This is a genomic window from Bacillus sp. 5RYD7K (genome assembly GCF_059831465.1).
Map to the genome: position 1 here is coordinate 300448 of NZ_CP191200.1, position 18185 is coordinate 318632.

General features: G+C 47.0%; 17 protein-coding genes. 10 read left to right on the plus strand and 7 right to left on the minus strand.

Annotated elements, in window-relative coordinates; all coding sequences use genetic code 11:
- The first annotated feature begins 121 nt into the window (after positions 1-121).
- Positions 122-865 carry a sulfite exporter TauE/SafE family protein gene (locus tag ACQE26_RS01405; RefSeq protein ID WP_060963459.1) on the plus strand — a complete coding sequence of 248 codons (744 nt, stop codon included), beginning with the start codon at positions 122-124 and terminating at the stop codon, positions 863-865.
- Between the two features lie 40 nt (positions 866-905).
- Here ACQE26_RS01405 and ACQE26_RS01410 read toward each other — a convergent pair whose 3' ends face one another.
- Positions 906-1745 carry a helix-turn-helix transcriptional regulator gene (locus ACQE26_RS01410; RefSeq protein ID WP_500470452.1) on the minus strand — a complete coding sequence of 280 codons (840 nt, stop codon included), beginning with the start codon at positions 1743-1745 and terminating at the stop codon, positions 906-908.
- Between the two features lie 108 nt (positions 1746-1853).
- On the opposite strand from ACQE26_RS01410, the gene fabF reads away from it, so the two are divergent.
- Positions 1854-3089: a beta-ketoacyl-ACP synthase II gene (gene fabF / locus ACQE26_RS01415; protein WP_060963461.1), complete on the plus strand. Its 1236-nt coding sequence runs from the start codon at positions 1854-1856 to the stop codon at positions 3087-3089.
- 27 nt (positions 3090-3116) lie between these two features.
- Here fabF and ACQE26_RS01420 read toward each other — a convergent pair whose 3' ends face one another.
- Together ACQE26_RS01420 and ACQE26_RS01425 are read right to left on the minus strand one after the other, a co-directional pair.
- Positions 3117-4328 carry a Bcr/CflA family efflux MFS transporter gene (locus ACQE26_RS01420; protein WP_060963462.1) on the minus strand — a complete coding sequence of 404 codons (1212 nt, stop codon included), beginning with the start codon at positions 4326-4328 and terminating at the stop codon, positions 3117-3119.
- A 155-nt stretch (positions 4329-4483) separates the two neighbouring features.
- On the minus strand, positions 4484-5596 hold the full coding sequence (locus ACQE26_RS01425) for a glycerol dehydrogenase (protein ID WP_500470454.1): 1113 nt from the start codon (positions 5594-5596) through the stop codon (positions 4484-4486).
- A 299-nt stretch (positions 5597-5895) separates the two neighbouring features.
- Here ACQE26_RS01425 and ACQE26_RS01430 point away from each other — a divergent pair, with 299 nt between their 5' ends.
- From ACQE26_RS01430 to ACQE26_RS01445, 4 genes are all read left to right on the plus strand, one after another.
- On the plus strand, positions 5896-6753 hold the full coding sequence (locus ACQE26_RS01430) for a YitT family protein (protein WP_438421299.1): 858 nt from the start codon (positions 5896-5898) through the stop codon (positions 6751-6753).
- A gap of 113 nt (positions 6754-6866) precedes the next feature.
- Positions 6867-7394 (plus strand): GNAT family N-acetyltransferase, encoded by a 528-nt coding sequence (locus ACQE26_RS01435; RefSeq protein WP_438421298.1) that lies wholly within the window; start codon positions 6867-6869, stop codon positions 7392-7394.
- Positions 7395-7670: 276 nt separating this feature from the next.
- Positions 7671-9299, plus strand: a complete 1629-nt coding sequence (abc-f, locus tag ACQE26_RS01440) for a ribosomal protection-like ABC-F family protein (protein WP_500470455.1) — start codon at positions 7671-7673, stop codon at positions 9297-9299.
- A gap of 141 nt (positions 9300-9440) precedes the next feature.
- Positions 9441-10163, plus strand: coding sequence for a gamma-glutamyl-gamma-aminobutyrate hydrolase family protein (locus ACQE26_RS01445; RefSeq protein ID WP_500470457.1), 723 nt, complete (start codon positions 9441-9443; stop codon positions 10161-10163).
- A gap of 33 nt (positions 10164-10196) precedes the next feature.
- Here the strand turns inward: ACQE26_RS01445 and ACQE26_RS01450 are convergent, their stop codons facing one another.
- The 4 genes from ACQE26_RS01450 to ACQE26_RS01465 all read right to left on the minus strand — a co-directional run bounded on the left by ACQE26_RS01450 (position 10197) and on the right by ACQE26_RS01465 (position 14983).
- The gene (locus tag ACQE26_RS01450; protein WP_500470458.1) at positions 10197-12350 is read right to left on the minus strand and encodes an MMPL family transporter; all 2154 of its coding nucleotides are present in this window, start codon (positions 12348-12350) and stop codon (positions 10197-10199) included.
- A gap of 98 nt (positions 12351-12448) precedes the next feature.
- A complete protein-coding gene (gene ydfI, locus ACQE26_RS01455) occupies positions 12449-13084 on the minus strand; it encodes a two-component system response regulator YdfI (RefSeq protein WP_500470459.1) in 636 nt (211 codons plus the stop codon).
- Entirely contained in the window at positions 13077-14294 is a 1218-nt protein-coding gene (locus ACQE26_RS01460) for a sensor histidine kinase (RefSeq protein ID WP_500470460.1), read from the minus strand. The genes ydfI and ACQE26_RS01460 overlap by 8 nt, the downstream gene beginning before the upstream one ends.
- Positions 14295-14446: 152 nt before the next feature.
- Complete coding sequence (locus tag ACQE26_RS01465) at positions 14447-14983, minus strand: sugar O-acetyltransferase (RefSeq protein WP_060963470.1); 537 nt, start codon at positions 14981-14983, stop codon at positions 14447-14449.
- A gap of 167 nt (positions 14984-15150) precedes the next feature.
- Between ACQE26_RS01465 and ACQE26_RS01470 the strand changes: the two genes are divergently transcribed.
- The 4 genes from ACQE26_RS01470 (at position 15151) to ACQE26_RS01485 (ending at position 18178) form a co-directional block, all read left to right on the plus strand.
- Positions 15151-16188, plus strand: coding sequence for an ROK family protein (locus ACQE26_RS01470; protein ID WP_500470461.1), 1038 nt, complete (start codon positions 15151-15153; stop codon positions 16186-16188).
- Positions 16185-17399, plus strand: coding sequence for an MFS transporter (locus ACQE26_RS01475; RefSeq protein ID WP_500470463.1), 1215 nt, complete (start codon positions 16185-16187; stop codon positions 17397-17399). The genes ACQE26_RS01470 and ACQE26_RS01475 overlap by 4 nt, the downstream gene beginning before the upstream one ends.
- Before the next feature lie 147 nt (positions 17400-17546).
- The gene (locus ACQE26_RS01480) at positions 17547-17792 is read left to right on the plus strand and encodes a hypothetical protein (RefSeq protein WP_060963473.1); all 246 of its coding nucleotides are present in this window, start codon (positions 17547-17549) and stop codon (positions 17790-17792) included.
- Between the two features lie 17 nt (positions 17793-17809).
- The gene (locus tag ACQE26_RS01485) at positions 17810-18178 is read left to right on the plus strand and encodes a spore coat protein (protein ID WP_070081429.1); all 369 of its coding nucleotides are present in this window, start codon (positions 17810-17812) and stop codon (positions 18176-18178) included.
- Positions 18179-18185 lie beyond the last annotated feature (7 nt).

The following is an 18185-nucleotide window of genomic DNA, read 5'->3' on the forward strand; positions in this document are numbered from 1 at the left end:
CTTTAAATTTGAGGTAACATAAAGTTATTGAACGACGGTCGACGGACAACAGTCGATCGTTAAACATCTGGTACAGCGGATCGAAACATTGTCATCAGGCATCTAAATGGAGGAGAAGATTGTGCTTATTATACTCGTTATGTTTCTGCTCGGGATTATTCTCGGGTTTATCGGCGCGGGGGGAGCCGGCTTTGTCATTGCACTTTTAACCATACTTTTTCACGTACCGATTCACACGGCTTTGGGCACTTCCCTTGCCGGAATGGCTTTCACAAGTTTGTCTGGAGCTTTCAGCCACTATCGTGAAGGCAATATTCAGATGAAAATCGGTCTCATCGTCGGCGTTTTTGCGGCATTCGGTTCATTTTTCGGGGCCAGACTTACTTCTCTTATCCCCGCAGATTTGCTGCATTACTTGACGGCGGGCATGTTGTTTTTATCTGCTCTATTGATTTTAGTCCGGTTATTTATTTTAAAAGAAACACAAGAAGACACCGGACCGCAAAGCCATCTGAACATATGGGTGAAAGCCGTTGTTCTCGGTATTATCGCAGGAATCTTGTCCGGAACATTCGGCATCGGCTCTGCCCCTTTCATCCAAATCGGCTTAATGATTCTTTTGCGCTTATCCATCCGCCAGTCGGTCGGCACCACCATGCTAGTCATTATCCCGCTTGCAGTCGGCGGAGGTCTCGGTTATGTGACGGAAGGGTTTGTCGATTATATGCTGTTGGTCAAAGTGCTGATCGGAACGATGTGCGGTGCATATGTCGGAGCGAAATTCACCAATCTCGTGCCGAAAGTCATTCTGAAATCAGCCATCTTTTTAACACCGGCCATCGCCGGGCTGATGCTTTTATTTTAAACTGAAACGGAAGGCGGCGGCCTCCCGTTTTTTTCTGTTTTCACCTGTTTTCGAAGAGCTTTTTCAGCTTTGCTTCCGTTTCGGTATGATCTACCGGCGTATACACGCTGCAGCGCAGGTCACTATTGCCCTGAACCTGAAAAGAAGTCAGATTAAAGACCATTTTTCCCGCCTTCGCGTGGCGGAACTCAATTAATACTTCAGGAGCCGAGCTGACTTCGCTCTCATTCCACAGCGTATGAAACTCTGAATATGTCTTCTCCATTTCCTCTATAAACTGAGAATACCACGTATCCGCTACATACTGGCCGTAATACGTTCTGAAAATGGCAATGAAACCTTTCACAAAATGCTCCCAGTTCACGGCTAGACTTCTTAATTCTTTTCTTGAAAACAATAGCTCAATGAGATTCCGTTTTTCGGGGGGAATTTGTTCAAAATCTAAAAACACGTGAGCCGCCGCCTGGTTCCACCCTACGATATGACACCGCCTGTCCGAGATGATGGTGGGACAATAACGGAGCTCTTGCAGAATTTTTGAAAGGGACGGGCTGATGACCGCCTCTTCCTCCGCGGCAAACGGCTGTTTCACGCCCTCATCAATGGCAAGCGCGTACAAATAATTTCTTTCATCTTTATTCAGCTGGAGCGCATCGGAAACGGCGTCTAATACACCTGCCGACACTTTAATGTCTCTGCCCTGCTCCAGCCACGTATACCACGTGGTGCTTACACCGGCTAATTGCGCGACCTCTTCTCTTCTGAGTCCCGGCGTTCTTCTTCGCGTGCCCGTCGGCAGGCCGGCCATCTGCGGAGAAATTTTGGCCCGCTGCGTTTTTAAAAACTCTGAAAGAGCCTGCAATCTTCCTTCTGGTATCATTCCGAATCTCTCCTCTCCTACCCTGGTATTTATTATACTAGGATAAACAACAACTTGTAATAGGATAATTGCGAGTTACAATAAATACATACCGAAGGAGGAATGACCATGAAAAGAGTTGTCATCACCGGAATGGGAGTGATTTCACCTCTCGGCAATGATGTAAATACATTTTGGAAACACCTGACGGAAGGAAAATCGGGAATTTCTCTCATAGATTCTTTTGATGTCTCCAGCTCGAAGACAAAAATAGCCGGCACCGTCCGCGATTTTGACGCAGAAGAAAGATGGGGCAGAAAAGAAGCGAGACGGCTTGACCGCTTCAGCCAGTTTGCTTTAGCGGCAGCGGAACAGGCGCTGGAAAGCTCCGGAATTCAGCTCGATCAGATTGACCGTGAACGCCTCGGCGTGTACGTCGGCTCCGGAATCGGCGGCATCACAACTTTGATTGACAATGTCCATACTTTAAATGAACGGGGAGCGCGAAAAGTAAGCCCGAGCCTTGTCCCCATGATGATCTCAAATGCGGCCGCCGCTCAAATCAGCATCAGATTAGGCGCGCTCGGCCCCTCACTTTCTCCGGTGACCGCGTGTTCCATCGGCAATACGTCGATCGGGGAAGCATTCAACGCCATTCGGAATGATGATGCGGATATCATGTTTGCCGGGGGCGCGGAGGCGGCGATTACCAATCTGTCACTGGCCAGCTTCGGCAATGCCCATGCCCTTTCAGCAAGAAACGAAGATCCCGAAGCGGCAAGCCGGCCGTTTGATGCGGATCGTGATGGATTCGTCATGAGTGAAGGCGCAGGCATCTTAGTATTAGAATCATTGGATAGCGCAATCAGCCGAAACGCCCCGATCCTCTGTGAGGTGCTCGGCTACGGCGCGAGCTCGGATGCCTATCATATGGTAGCCTCTCATCCGGAAGGAACGGGCGCTTACCTGGCGATGAAAAACGCTTTGAAGAAAGCGAACGTTTCAGCGGAAGACATTGATGTCGTAAGCGCTCATGCGACAAGCACAAAAGCCGGAGATCTCTCTGAAACGCTGGCCATCAAGACATTATTCGGGGAGCTTGCCTATGACATTCCGGTCACGGCAAACAAATCAATGCTCGGCCACATGCTTGGCGCGGCAGGCGGAGTTGAAGCCATCGCTTTGACAGAAAGCTTGAGACACGGCATCATCCCGCCGACGATCAATCTGCAAAACCCTGATTCGGCGTGTGATTTGGACTATGTATCAGACGGTCCGCGACATCAATCGTTAACGATCGGTCTTTCCAACTCATTCGGCTTTGGCGGGCATAATTCAGCGATCGTGCTCAAGACATATGAGTAACGGGAACAAAAAAAGGAGTGAATCATTTCACTCCTTTTTTGCTTTCTCCGGTTTAGTTGTTAAGGTGAAAAAAGCGATGGAACCGATAACGGATGTCGTAAACATAATCGCCCCCATCGGGACGGCCGTCGCTTCATTCATTCCCACAAGCGGCGACACGATGGAACCGAGAAGAAGCGGGAGCATGCCGAGCAGTGCGCTTGCGCTTCCCGCGCGGTGTCCCTGCTTTTCCATCGCCAATGTAAAGGTGCTTGTCAGCGTCATGCCGATCGTAATCATATAAATAAAAATTGAAATCACCAGTGCCGCCAGCGGCCCGTGAATGATCGTCATGACGAGCAGAACGGCAGTCGCCGTCATCGCTGTAATCACGCCGATTCTCAGCAGGCTTTTTTCATGAATGATTCCTCCGAAACGCCCGATGATAAAACTTCCGGAAATGATCGCCAGACCGTTAATGCCGAATAAAATACTGAATACCTGCGGCGATACTCCGTAAATATCCTGATACACAAAAGGCGTCCCGGAAACATACGCAAAGCTCCCGCCGTGAATAAAGCCGACCGTCAGCGCATAGCCGATAAATGACCGGTCTTTCAGCAGGCTTCCCATTGTCCGCACGGAATTTCCGACGGAACTCGGAATCCGCTTTTCCGGCGGCAGGGTTTCTGTCAGCTTAAGCGCAATAATGAGAACAAGCAAAAACCCGATAAAGGTTAAAAAGAGAAAAATCGTATGCCATGATGCAAACGGGAGCAGTAAAATCGCGCCTCCCGTCATCGGCGCCACCATCGGCGCGACGGCGGTAATGACCATCAGCAGCGAGAAAAACTTAGAAAGCTCTCTTCCCGTAAACACATCTCTGACGATCGCACGGGACAGAACGAGCCCCGCCGAAGCGGTGAAGCCTTGAAGAAAACGGGCAATCACTAATGTAGTAATGTTCGGTGCAAGCGCGCAAAACAGAGAAAACAAAGCAAATAAAAAAATACATAGTAATAACGGTTTTCTTCTTCCCTTCGCGTCACTTAACGGGCCGACAACAACCTGTCCGATTGTCAGTCCGATCAGACATGCGGTTAAACTGAGCTGGACAAGCGATGCGCGGGCGCTTAAATCTTCAGCGATTTCAGGGAAACTCGGCAGATACATATCTATATTCAGCGGCCCCAGTATCGCAAGCATGCCGAGAAGAAAAGCCAGCGCAAGCCGCTCCTTGCCGGTCGGATTATGCAGCATATCGTTCCCACCTTTCCTTTGTTAGTCTCTCAAAACATTTGTATATTGTATCATAATTTTTTCTTTATTTTTAAAAGTTTTCAAGCGGGGCAAAAAGACATAAAAAAACCAAGAGCCGTCACAGCCCTTGGTTTCAACTCGCGCGATGAAAATGTTTACGCATGCTTTTCTTTAAACGCTTTTGCGTACTGGTCGGCCGCTATGATAGCATCCGCCACGTCGTCAGCCGTCACATCAAAAGCGGCATGAATCGTTTCTTCCTCAATCGTCGCGGCTTCTGCCACTTTCATAATATCCTCTTTCGAAGCGTCTTTTAATTTGATGTCTTCAAGTGTGACAGGCAGTCCCAAGCTGATATAAAACGCGATATACCGCTCAATTTCTTCAAGCGAACGTTTTTCCAGCGCCAACTGAACGAGCGTGCCGAATGCCACTTTTTCACCATGGGTTAAGTGATGGATTTCTCCTTCAAGCGCGGTGAAGCCGTTGTGAATGGCATGCGCCGCAGCCAAGCCGCCGCTTTCAAATCCCAGTCCGCTCAGAAGTGTATTCGCTTCAACTACCGCTTCTAATGGAGGAGTGACGACTTTCGCTTTCACAGACTCATAGGCGAGACGGCCGTATTTGAACAGAACTTCCTCACATTTTTCCGCGATAGCTTCCCCGGCAATTGTGGGAATTCCGCCTGCCATCGTTTTACCGCCGCTGGCGATGACACTGCGCGCCTCTATCCACGTCGCCATCGCATCGGCAATCCCTGATGCTAAAAAGCGCGGCGGAGCTTCTGCGACGATTTTCGTATCGACCAGAACCAGATCAGGATTCTTATGATAGAAACGATAATTTTCAAACGCGCCTTGTTCAGAATACACGACAGACAGCCCGCTTGTCGGGGCATCCGTCGAAGCGGCCGTCGGCACGATAACGGTGTAGCCGTTTATTTCATCTGATACCGCTTTGGCCGTATCAAGCGTTTTACCGCCGCCGACTCCGATTACAATGGATGCGCCCGCTTTCTCTGCGATGCCCGCAATTCTTTTCATTTCTTCCTTGGAGGCTTCCCCGTTGAAAACCGCCTCTTCAGCCGAAATGCTGCTTTTCTTTAATTCAGCCGTCACTTTGTGACCCGCGATATCCCATACGGTTTTGTCCGCAATGACGATGGCTTTTTCACCAACGCCCTCAAGGTGTCCGCCGATCGTTTCAATTGCGTTTTTTCCCTGCACATATTTAGCCGGACTGATAAAAATTCGTTCCAATGTTCTCATCCCTTCTTTGTTGCTTTTTTCATTTCTCTAATCAATAGTTTAGAAATAAAAGCTCTTCTGATATAATTCCTTGTTTTTATTTCATTCAAACCTCATATATACAATAGAAAATTCAATTTTACGTCATTGACAAGATGTGAAGGTGTCTATATAATCTTCGATATTGAAGCTGATCATTCTTTATTGAATGAACAAACGAGATTGTGAATGATTCGTCTTAAAAATTATTTAGTTCTGCTGGATAATTTTTGAGGCGTTTTTGTTTTGTATATATTTTGGACTGCAGAGGAGGTTTGCACATGAAGAATATTTGCAAGGATATACTGATGATTATGGCCGGAGCCTTTCTTATCGCGGCATCCGTGGAATTTTTCGTCATCCCGAATCATCTGGGGGACGGCAGCACCGTGGGAATCGCTCTCGTTTTATATTATCTTTTCCATATACCTGCAAGCATTACAACTCTGGTTGTAAATTTGATTTTTATCGGGCTGGCTTATAAATTTTTAACGAAAAGGACAATTTTATATACGATACTCGGCACGGGAATGACTTCTGTTTTTCTCAGTATCGTCAGCTTTATTCCATTCGGCGTGCACGACATGGTGCTCGGGATTGTATTCGGCGCTCTGCTGATGGGAGCGGGGCTGGCATTGATCTTTATCGCTGACGGATCTACCGGCGGAACCACGCTTTTGGCGTATTTATTGAACTACACAAAGGGCTTTAACATCTCCAAAAGCATGTTTTATATGGATTGCGTCATTATTTTCGCGTCCGTTCTAGCGATCGGCATCAATCATATGCTGTATACGTTTATATTCGTTTATCTGTGTGCCAAAATCGTCGATATTGTCATTGAAGGTTTCCATAATAAAAAAGCTCTCACCATTATGTCTGACCAATACGAAGAGATCGCCAAAGCCATCACGTCCGAATACGGCAACGCGGCGACGATTTTTTACGGATACGGGTATTACGGAAGCAAAGACAAGCGCATTATCTATGTCGTCATTAAAAAGAACGAATTGCTGAAAATCAAAAAACACGTTCAAAAAATTGATCCGAAATCATTTATCGTTATTCATGAAGTAAAAGAAGCTGTCGGAGGGCAATTCGGTTTTACTAACCTGCCTGCCGCCGCGAATGAGAAATAACCGCCTGCAGTGTAGTAGCTGCAGGCTTTTTATATCGCCCTTCCCCGCTCAAAGGTTTTTGCATCTTTTCGATCGAAGTATAGGATGAAACCTTTTGGATGGGAGAATGTAAAATGAAGATCAAAACCGACAGGCTCGTGATCCGGACATTTGAACGGGAAGATTGGCAAGACGTTTATGAGTACACGTCAAATCCGGAGGTCATGAAGTATATACCGGAGGGCGTCTTTTCCGAAGAAGACGCCAAGAAATTCGTTATTGAAAACAGCGGTGAACGTGCTGAAAAGTATCCCGTTTTATTGAAGGATGAAAAAACGGTCATTGGCCACATTGCTTTTTTTCAGTATTTTGGCAACCATACGTATGAAATCGGCTGGGTGTTTCACCCGGAATATCAGGGCAAAGGATATGCTTCAGAGGCTGCACGCGCCGTGCTGGCATTCGGGTTTAACGAGATGAAATTGCATCGGATCATTGCGACATGCCAGCCGGAAAATACGGCTTCGCACCGGGTGATGGAAAAGATCGGAATGAGACGGGAAGGCTTTTTTAAAAAATGCATCCCCCATGAAAATGACTGGTGGGATGAATATTATTATGCCGTGTTAGAAGAAGAGCGGGAAGCCTCGAATCTGGAATAAAAAGGCGAATACCCTTTGCTCTTACAGGTAAGTGTGTGCTACACTGTTTGTAACAAATACGAAGGGACGATGGGTGGACAATGATTAACTAATCTTATTTTGACCGTTTGAAATCAAATATTTCAAATCAGAAAAAATAGGATTAGTCTGCCCATTTTCTATACGATACAAAAGCTATGTGAAAATAGCTTATTTGATCATGTACAGGTACGGCTAATCCTTCCAAATCAATTGGGAGGATTTTTTTGTCCTCCCTTTAAAGCGAGGGATTGACATATGAAAGAAATATTAAAATTAAGCGGCATCAGTTATGAAATCAACAGTGTGCCCCTTTTTGAACAGATCAGCGCAAGCGTTCAGCAGGGCGACATCATCGGCGTTATCGGCAAAAACGGCGCCGGTAAATCTTTATTGCTGCAATTGATCTGTAATAAAACAGCGCCGTCACAAGGACAGATTCAGGTGCTGCAAGATATGCACATATATATGGTCGAACAAGAAACGGAAGCTTATGATTCCGGCCACCCGGAGCTTGCCGAAGCAGCCCTGTTAGAAAAATGGAACGTGCCCGCCCGCGCCTTTTCACAATTAAGCGGCGGAGAAAAACTGAAAGCCCGGCTTGCCAAAGGATTCTCCTCTTCGAGCGGTCTTTTGTTATTAGATGAACCGACGAACCACCTCGATCAGCACAGTTTAGACCTATTGCAAAAACAGATCAAGAACTATAAAGGCACCATTATTTTCGTCTCACATGACCGTGCATTTTTGGATGCGGCGGCGACAAAAATCTGGTCGATCGAAGGAAAGAAACTCATTGAACATAAAGGGAATTATTCAAGCTATATGGAGGTCCGCAAACAGAGAAGACTGACACAGCAGCGGGAATATGAGAATCAGCAGAATATGATCAGACGGATTGAAGCTCAAATGAACGAGCTGAGCGCCTGGTCAGCAAAAGCCCATGCCCAGTCAACGAAAATAGAAGGCTTTAAAGAATACCATCGCGTAAAAGCAAAGCGTACGGACGCCCAGATTAAATCAAAACGGAAGCGTCTTGAAAAAGAGCTTGAAAAAGCGAAAGCAGAACCGGTGGAGGCGGAGTATGAAGTCCGTTTTTCCATTGAGCACCGCAAAAAAGCGGGAAAACGTTTTTTAGAAGTACGTGATCTCACAAAATCGTATGACGGCCGAACGCTGTTCAAAAACGTGAATTTCACTGTGATGCACAGCGAAAAGATTGCCATTACAGGCCCGAACGGGAGCGGGAAAACAACATTATTGAAGGTCATCCTCGGTGAGGAAAAAGCGCAGGGAAGCATATGGATATCTCCGTCTGCAAACGTCGGATATTTAACGCAGGAAGTATTCGACCTCCCGCTTGATAAAACCCCCGAACAGCTTTTTTACAAAGAAACGTTCGAAGCAAGGGGAAATGTTCAATCTCTCATGAAGCATTTAGGATTTACCGCAGCGCAATGGACGGAACCCATCGGCAAGATGAGCATGGGAGAGCGGGTCAAATGCAAGCTGATGGCGTTTATTCTGGAGGAGAAAGATGTGCTGATTCTGGATGAACCGACAAACCACCTTGACCTGCCGTCACGCGAGCAGCTTGAAGACACATTGGCTCAATACGACGGTACGCTCATCATCGTATCGCATGATCGCTACTTCCTCGAAAAGACGACAGACATCCGGCTTGATATCACGAACGGCAGCATCCAAAAACAATGGAAAGAATCCCCCGCCGCCAGAGATGATATTGAAGAGCTGCGGTTAAAGCTTGAAACCGAACGGCAGGAAGTCCTCGGTAAGCTCAGCTTCATGACTCCGGCTGATAAACAATATCGTGAGCTTGACCAAAAATTCAAAGAGCTGACGGAAGAGATCAAGAAATTGAAATGAATGTAAAAACCCGTGATTATTGTCACGGGTTTTGTTTTAGAAAGTTTACGTATAAAGAGAATAATTTCAAACTGATTTGTACAACCTACGTTCAGATTTGTTATGAGCAGGCTCAGAAAGAAAGGTTCAGGTGAACGAAGAATGGCCAAGCGCATTGGTATTACGGGAAACATTATGGCTGATCAATCCGGTCCTTTCCCGGGTTATAATCGGGCGTATGTCAACAATGATTATATTCAGTCTGCTGCCGAGGCCGGCGGTGTGCCGTTTATATTGCCGGTGATTCAAGAAACTGAGCTTTTAAAGGAACAGGTCTCTCATGTTGACGGCATTATTCTGTCCGGCGGCCAGGATATAGACCCGCTGATGTACGGTGAAGAACCTTTACAGGCTTTAAGAAAGACCTTTCCTGACCGGGACGCCTATGAGAAGGAGCTGATCCAAACGGCGATTGCTTTGGAGAAGCCGATACTGGCAATCTGCCGGGGGATGCATATGTTAAACGTCACTTTCGGGGGGACTTTATATCAGGATCTGACACATGCGTCGTTTGCTGAAATTAAGCACGATCAAGAAAAAGATCCCCCGTTAAGAACCCATCATGTTTCTTTTGAAAAAGGAAGCCGTCTTCATTCCTTGTTTGGCGATTCAACGCTTGTGAACTCGTTCCATCACCAAATCATAAAAGAGACAGCGCCATCGTTTAAGGCCGCGGCTTATGCAAAAGACGGGGCCATTGAAGCGATTGAACGGACGGGTGAATTATTTGTCGTCGGCGTGCAATGGCATCCTGAAATGCTGACAAAAAAACATGAAGATATGAAAAAGCTTTTTTCTCTTTTTATGGATGCGGTCAGCACATAAAAAAAGCAGATCATCATGATCTGCTTTTTCATTTTATTCTTCCGGTTTCTCCGGCGTTTTGCTTTGTGTCAGCTTATGGCCTTCGATATCCACGTTCGGAATGATCTTATCCAGCCGCTTCGGCAAGTACCAGGCCGCATGTCCCATCAGCTTCATGACACTCGGAATGATGGTCATTCTTACAATGAACGCATCGAAAAGAACACCGAATGTCATTGCCAATCCCATGGATTTGATCGTAGAGTCCCCTGCGAAGATGAATCCCGCAAAGACGAAAATCATGATCAGTCCCGCCGCTGTTACGACAGGCCCGCTATGCTTCAATCCGGCATGGATGGCTTGTACCGGATGTTTTGTTTTGACATATTCTTCTCTCATTCTGCTGACAAGGAATACTTGATAATCCATCGCCAGTCCGAAAAGAATACCGATCGCCAAAATAGGCAGGAAGGCGAGAATCGGTCCTTTTTCCGGAATGCTCAGCATGCCTGTGAAATTCCCATCCTGCAGGACGAATACCGATAATCCGAGTGTAGCAGTCATCGTCAGCAAAAAGCCAAGAACGGCAACCAGCGGCACGAGAAGAGAACGGAAAACAACGGTCAGCAATACAAACGCAAATCCGACAATGAGAATGGCGAATTCCGGAATCGCATCGTTTAACCGGTCTGAAATATCAATGTTCACCGCGGTTGATCCGGTGACGAGCAGGCGGATACCGTTTTTGTCTGATAGTTTTCGTATATCCTGCACTAACTCTTTCGTTGCCTTATCATTCGGCCCGGTTTCAGGCACTGCCGTAATAATGGCATAGTCCCCTTTTTCGTTCGGCATGGCAGGGGTGACGCTCGCCACATTATGCAAGTCCTTCATTTCATTCACGGCGTCTTGGAATGCTTCATTTTTATTGCCCTTGACATCTTTTGCATCGGCAACAATTGTCAGCTTGCCGTTAAAGCCTTCGCCGAATCCTTTAGACAAAAGATCATAGGCGCGGCGATCCGGACTGTCTTTCGCTTTCATTCCCGCATCAGGCAGCCCCAGCTCTAAATGCATGGCCGGCAGACTGATGACGGCTAAGAGAATAATACTGAAAATGCTTAACAGAATAGGCCTCTTTGTCACGAAGCGCCCCCAGGCATTCGTGTCGGCGCTTTTCTTTTCTTTCTTCTTATTTGATTTCGGAATCATCCGTTTTCCTGCGACCGATAACACTGCGGGCACCAGCGTAACAGAAGCCAATACAGCCATCAGCACACTGAGTGCCGCAGTCAGCCCCATCGCAGACATGAACGGAATGCCGACAACAGTTAATCCGCAAAGCGCCACGATCACAGTCAGTCCGGCAAAAACGACGGCGCTGCCAGCCGTTCCCGCAGCTTTAGCGATCGATTCATTTTTTTGTACACCTTCGCCCAAAAACTGACGATGCTTCGTAAAGATAAACAGCGCATAATCAATCCCGACGGCCAGTCCGATCATGCCGGATAATGAGAGACTGACTGAGGCTATCGTAAAGAACTGTGTCCCAATTAACGTCAGCACGACGCTTACGCCTAACCCAATCAGGGCCGTGACAATCGGCAGTCCCGCTATGACTAATGAACCAAACGTAATAGCCAGTACGACGAATGCCAGCACAATGCCGATAATTTCTGATACACCGCCGACTTCAACACCGGCCCCCGGCACATCACCGCTGAGCTCCGTCTGCAGGCCCTTGTCTCCTGCGGCAGACAGACTGTGTTTAATATGTGAAACAGACGCGGCCGAAATGTCATCCGCCGCTTTTTTGTACGTAATATCGGCATATGCTACTGACCCGTCTTTAGAAATGGTTCCTGTCTCAAAAGGACTTGCAATTGAGGCGATTGAATGATCTGTTTTGATCTTCTTTAAAGAATCTTCGATCGCTTGTTTTTCCGATTTTGAAGTCAGTTTTTTCCCATCTTCAGCACCGAAAATAACCCGTATGCTTCCTTTATCAGGGCCCTTTGAAAATTCTTTTTGAATGATATCCATTGCCTTTTCAGAAGGTGTGTCGGGTATTGACATATCCTCAGAAAAAGCAGGTTTTAACGAGATGGCGATCACAGCCGAAGCGATCAGTATCACAAGCCACGCACTGATCATTTTTAATCGGTTGCGGGCAGACCATCCCCCTAATTTATATAAAAATCCAGACATCGAATACTCCTCTCCAATCATTACTTTCTGCCTAATTGTAGTTCACATTCACATAAAAAAAACGTACATAGGGGCATGTACGTTTGGGCAGTTTTTCATTATATGTTCAGTTTCAAAATGCCTTTTTGCATGGCAATGGTGACGGCTTCAGTCCGCGAATCCGCTCCTAATTTGTTATAAATCGATGTTAATCTTGCTTTTACCGTCCGCTCAGAGATTCCTAAATCAAAGGCGATCGCTTTGCTTTTATGCCCTTTCGCAACGGCTTCCAGAACTGTGATTTCCTTTTCCGTCAGCTGTGTTTCATTGGCATTTGCCCGTTCCATTTTCATTTTCCGGAAACGCTGCAAGATGTCCGGCTGCAGAAGCACTTCTCCCCTGACTGCCGCATCCATCGTATGAAATAAGGTTTCTGAGCTTGTGTCTTTCAGCAGATAACCGTTCGCGCCTGATTCGATGCCTTCTATCATCAGATGATCTTCATTATAGGTCGTCAAAATAATGATCGGCACATCAGAATGCCCTTTTATCTGTTTAATGGCTTCCAGCCCGCTCATTTCCGGCATGTACAGATCCATGAGGATGACATCGGGCTTTAGTTCCGTTGCGAGGCGGACGGCGGTTTTCCCGTTTTCCGCTTCTCCCGTTATGGTGTAATGGTCATTTGTTTCAATCAAAAGCTTCAGACCTTCTCTGACGACAAGATGGTCATCAGCTATTAACACTTTATACATGTTCCGCCTCTCCTTGAATTGGTATGATGATTTCAATTTGAGTTCCCGCTGATCTGGCGCTTGTTATACGGCAGGTGCCGTTCATCATATTGACACGTTCTTGTATCCCAAGCAGCCCGTAATGTCCGCTTTTTCTCATTTCTGTTCCGGCATCAAAGCCTTTCCCGTCATCTTTGACGGTTATGCGGATCTGTCCCTCTTCTTCCCGAACGGATACCCAGACGTTATCTGCTTCCGCATGCTTGGCGGCGTTTGTCAGGCCTTCTCCGATCATATAATGACAGTTCTCCGCCATATGAACGTCAAGCACATGATGCACGCTGTACTCTAAAAAACAAGACAGCCCGGAGGCTTCTGTAAAATGGTTGATTTGTTCAGTGATGCTTTCTTCTAAAAATCCGATCTCTTCTGATTTGCTGCGAAGGTTATCAATGGCCGAGCGCGCATCAGCCAATGTGCCCTTCACTCTTTTCATTGACTGGCTGATGATGTCTTTCGCTCTGTCAGTGTTATCTTTCGAAAGATGAACTTGCACCGCTTCAAGCTGCATATGCAAGCTGACCAATCCTTGGGCAAGCGTATCGTGCAAGTCCCTCGCCATCCGTTGCCTTTCGTTTTGAAGCGTCAGCTGTTTCACTTGCCGGTGAGCGAGCTCTAATTTTTCAAGCGTCATCTGTGTTTTTATTTTTTCATCAACTTGCGCGAAAAACGTTGCCGCATACGTGATAATCACAATCATAATGGGAGCGGCGATAACGATGAAACGAAGCAGATGATGCGGATGCTCCTCGTGCAAGGCTGTTATGGACATTAAAATGAAAAGATAGAGTATGAGCAGCGTTTTGCCCTTTTCCGTCATTCCGATAATCTGCCCGATTAAAAAGGCATAGAGACCGACGACCACCGCGATATAGCCGCCGGCCATCAAGTTAGCCGCTGTATATATGATGAATCCCTGTATGATGAAATAAAGAAACGTTTTTCTCTTGACCCAGCGATAGGAATGCCAGTGCAGCACGGCAAAAGTGACGATCAATATCGTAAATAACAGCAGCAAAAAAACCGTCCAGCTTTCATAAATGTACTGCAAAGAGACTGATGCGGCATATACCATAAAAATAAACGCCAGACCGGGCACCCGAAACGCGAGCATATGCAATGAGCGTCTGTCACGGGAGAAATAGTCTTCTTGATGTTTTGTACCAAACAATCTCTGTCCACTTCCTTTTAGCCGACGGCCTCACGAGATTTTATTCTATTTGTCATCATACCATAAGTCCCTGCTTCTCACCTTCCCCTTCTGTCCTGCATAACGGGTGAAAGAAAAAACAGCCTGCGGGATTGTTCGCAAGCAGCTTTTGTTCATATCTTTTTTATGACCTTTCCCGGGTTTCCGGCCATGACGGAATTTGGCGGGACGTCTTTCGTAACAACTGCTCCGGCCGCAATCACGGAATGATCGCCGATGGTGACACCTGCTAAGATGACACAGCTGCCCCCGATCCATACATTACTGCCGATCGTAATCGGTATGCCGTACCCGCTTTTATTTCTTCCTTCCGGCTGCAGAGAATGTCCGGCTGTGTAGATCCCGACATTCGGCCCTATCATGCAGTTATCGCCTATCCGCACTTCAGCCATATCTAAAATGGTGCAATTATAGCCGGCATAAAAATGATCGCCGACATGAATATTGGTTCCGATATCACAATGAAAGTTATGCTCGATACTCGGTTTCTCCCCTGCTGTCCCGAACAATTCTTTGATAATCGCTTCTTTTTTTTCATACGCTTCCGGATCGGTATCGTTTAATTCCCGGACAAGCTTATGCGCCCGGATGTTTTTCTTCCTCAACTCTTCCGTTCCGCGTTCATAATAGATTTTGTTATCAGAACTCATTTTTCGCGCCTCCATTCTTTCATCACCGTATTGCAAGGATACCCTATCTGCCCGGCGATTGAAAACCTTCCATTCATCTCTTTCATCGACTTGACTGATACGGAAATCATATTTTAAACTACTTTTAATAAGTCTTATAAAAAGTGTTTAATAAAGGGGTGCCGAGCATGGCGAACAACATCAATAATACTTCCATCGTAAAGAAAACAAATGAAGAAACCATCATTGAAGTGCTGCAGAAAACAGATGCGGCTACTATTTCCTTTCTCTCTAAACAAACAGGGCTCAGTGCGGCCACGTGCGGAAACATTTTACATGAATTAAAAGAACGCGGCGAAGTAATGGAATCGGGGCCGAGTGCCTCAACCGGGGGAAGAAAAGCAAGGCAGTTTACGTTAAATGCGGACAGCCATTTGGTTCTCGGCATATCCGTTAAAACAGAAGGCGGCATCCATTCGATTGACATTGCACTGGCAGATTGGCACGGTGACTATGTTGAAAAAGACAGCTGTTATTATGAGATCATCAATTATGAAGTTATCGAACGGCTTACTGACGAGTGGATCAGCCGGTTTCCCAATATAAAGGCGATCGGCATGGGTGTTCAGGGTGTGGTCAGCCACGGGGTGATCGGCATTTGTGACACTGAAGAGCTGTGTGATATCCCGATGCAGGAAAGACTTGAAGCCAGACATTCTGTCAAAGTCAATGTAGAAAATGAGATGCATTATGCTTTATACGGCTTTTATCGCGACCAGCAGTATTCCGTCCCGAAAACAATCGCCATGGCCTCATTTGTCAAAGACAATCCTCCGGGAGCGCGCTTCGTCATAGACGGGCGCTTAGTCAAAGGCAATACGCAATTCGCCGGAGAAATTTCTTATATTCCGTTTGAAACGACACGCCAGCAGCAGCTTGAAAAGCTCTATTCACCGGATTCTTTTCCGGAACTGGCTGTAAAGATGACAAGCGCCATCATTTCAATCATCAACCCGCAGGCCATTGCATTTATCGGAGAATTATCAAAAGGCTTGGATATGGAACAGGTTTATGAAGCCTGCTCCGCTTTTGTCCCGAAAGAACACATGCCCGAGCTGATTCTCATAGATGACATTCAGCCCTATTACCAAAAAGGATTGATTGCCATCACATTAACATCTCTGCGTTTTCCGCTTCATTTGGCAGAGAGGGAACTGATTTTATGAGTAAACAGGGCATTCAAAAATGGAAGCTTTCCCTTTTTATTATTTTTTCGCTGCCCGGACTTGCTTTCTCATCCTGGATTTCCCGCACGCCTGAAGTCAGAGAAACGCTGAAAGCCTCGACTTCAGTGATGGGGTTGATTATTTTCGGGCTTGCCTGCGGCTCATTAATCGGCCTGTTAAGCGCCAGCCGGGTCATCTCACGGAAGGGAACCAGATTCGTAGCTCTGATCAGTGTTCTGATTGTCATTATCGGGATATTCGTCATCAGCGCAGGTGTTTTTTCCGCCTTCAAAAGCATCGTATTTGCCGGACTGATCATCTTCGGGCTCGGTTACGGACTTGCGGAAGTGGCCCTTAATGCAGATGGTTCCGCCCTTGAACGCGCCGCCGGGAAAACCATGATGCCCGCATTGCACGCTTCGTTCAGCGCCGGCACACTGATCGGCGCGGGCCTCGCCTCCGCGGCTATTTTATTCAAGGTTCCCGTGCTCGTTCACCTGCTGCTCATTGCCGGAATTGAGTTTATCCTGATTTTTACTTTCTTCCGGTTTCTGCCGGAGGACACCGGGAAAGAAGATGCCGTCTCAAGGCGGCAGGAAGTCTCAAGTGGAAAGCCGGTAAACGTCTGGACAGAGCCGCGCACGCTGCTGATCGGGCTCATCGTGCTCGGAATGGCTTTCGCAGAAGGATCGGCCAATGACTGGCTTCCGCTCACCATGACGGATGGTTTTCATGTGACGCACGCGCAAGGCACGGCGGTTTACGGCGTCTTCCTCACCGCTATGCTGATCGCCCGCATCTTTGGCGGGGCATTTTTAGACCGATACGGACGCGTGCCCGTTCTTCGTCTCTGCGCCGCCGTCAGTGTCGTCGGACTTTCCCTTGTGATTTTCAGCGGGAACCTCACAGCAGCCGTAATCGGTGTCTTTCTTTGGGGGATCGGCGCCTCCCTCGGCTTCCCGGTCGGCCTTTCCGCAGCCGGCGATGATCCAAAAGGAGCAGTTAAACGGGTCGGAGCAATCTCCTTCGTCGGCTACTGCGCCTTCTTAGTCGGCCCTCCCGTTCTCGGACTGCTCGGTGAAGAATTCGGCCTTGTTCAAGCACTGACGATCGTTCTGATCGGCATCGTGCTCAGCGGGCTCGTCTCCCGTGCGGCAAAACCGCCCGCGCATCAGAAAAACGTTCATGGCACCAACAGCCATTCCATGTGAACAAGAGGAAGCGATTATGCTTCCTCTTTTTTGATGTGCCGTCAGACTTCTTCTCTGCTTTTTTTATAAACAAAATGTGCAAGAATAAAGTCCTTTTCTCAGGGGAAATTAATTACGTAATCGAGAAGAGGAGGTTTAACGATAATTATGGAAAAGCGTGAATTAGCGGCTCACGAGTCGCTTGACTTACATGAAATGATTAACTTCAAGACGCTTTGTGTAGCGAAATCCAAGCTCATGCAAGGGCTTGTGTTTGATCAGGACCTGAAAACGTTAATGGAAAAAGACGTGCAGCAAGCCTCTCAAGACCTGGCTGATTTACAGGCGGTTTATGAACGTGCACCTTTTCAGGCTCCTGTTCCTCAAAACCGGCCGACTTCGATCATCAATTGAAAGGAAGGTAAGCATCATTGAATCATGACTATTTAGATCCAATCAATTCATTACACGTCCCTGAACTCGCAGATATGACATTCGCAATGGATTTTCTTTTACGGGCAAAAGAAGGCGTCAGAAATACCGCCGTCGCTTTAACAGAAACTGCTTCACCTGATGTAAGAGCCTTGCTGCGCAAACAGCTCATGCAAGGAATCGCGATGCATCAGGAAATTACAGACTTGATGGTCAGCAAAAAGTGGTTTCACCCGCATGATCTGAGCGAACAGTATAAACTGGATCAGCTCTCTGCGAAAAATACCCTCATGGTCGGAAACATGAATCTGTTTCCCGTTGAAACAAATAGAAAAGGGATGTTTGACCGCACACCTGATGAACACTAACACTGGA

Bases quoted from the DNA above. Each gene is read 5' to 3' on its own strand.
- ACQE26_RS01410 (WP_500470452.1), bottom strand. From the start codon at position 1,745: ATGATACCAGAAGGAAGATTGCAGGCTCTTTCAGAGTTTTTAAAAACG.
- fabF (WP_060963461.1), top strand. From the start codon at position 1,854: ATGAAAAGAGTTGTCATCACCGGAATGGGAGTGATTTCACCTCTCGGC.
- ACQE26_RS01420 (WP_060963462.1), bottom strand. From the start codon at position 4,328: ATGCTGCATAATCCGACCGGCAAGGAGCGGCTTGCGCTGGCTTTTCTT.
- ACQE26_RS01425 (WP_500470454.1), bottom strand. From the start codon at position 5,596: ATGAGAACATTGGAACGAATTTTTATCAGTCCGGCTAAATATGTGCAG.
- ACQE26_RS01430 (WP_438421299.1), top strand. From the start codon at position 5,896: ATGAAGAATATTTGCAAGGATATACTGATGATTATGGCCGGAGCCTTT.
- ACQE26_RS01435 (WP_438421298.1), top strand. From the start codon at position 6,867: ATGAAGATCAAAACCGACAGGCTCGTGATCCGGACATTTGAACGGGAA.
- abc-f (WP_500470455.1), top strand. From the start codon at position 7,671: ATGAAAGAAATATTAAAATTAAGCGGCATCAGTTATGAAATCAACAGT.
- ACQE26_RS01445 (WP_500470457.1), top strand. From the start codon at position 9,441: ATGGCCAAGCGCATTGGTATTACGGGAAACATTATGGCTGATCAATCC.
- ACQE26_RS01450 (WP_500470458.1), bottom strand. From the start codon at position 12,350: ATGTCTGGATTTTTATATAAATTAGGGGGATGGTCTGCCCGCAACCGA.
- ydfI (WP_500470459.1), bottom strand. From the start codon at position 13,084: ATGTATAAAGTGTTAATAGCTGATGACCATCTTGTCGTCAGAGAAGGT.
- ACQE26_RS01465 (WP_060963470.1), bottom strand. From the start codon at position 14,983: ATGAGTTCTGATAACAAAATCTATTATGAACGCGGAACGGAAGAGTTG.
- ACQE26_RS01470 (WP_500470461.1), top strand. From the start codon at position 15,151: ATGGCGAACAACATCAATAATACTTCCATCGTAAAGAAAACAAATGAA.
- ACQE26_RS01475 (WP_500470463.1), top strand. From the start codon at position 16,185: ATGAGTAAACAGGGCATTCAAAAATGGAAGCTTTCCCTTTTTATTATT.
- ACQE26_RS01480 (WP_060963473.1), top strand. From the start codon at position 17,547: ATGGAAAAGCGTGAATTAGCGGCTCACGAGTCGCTTGACTTACATGAA.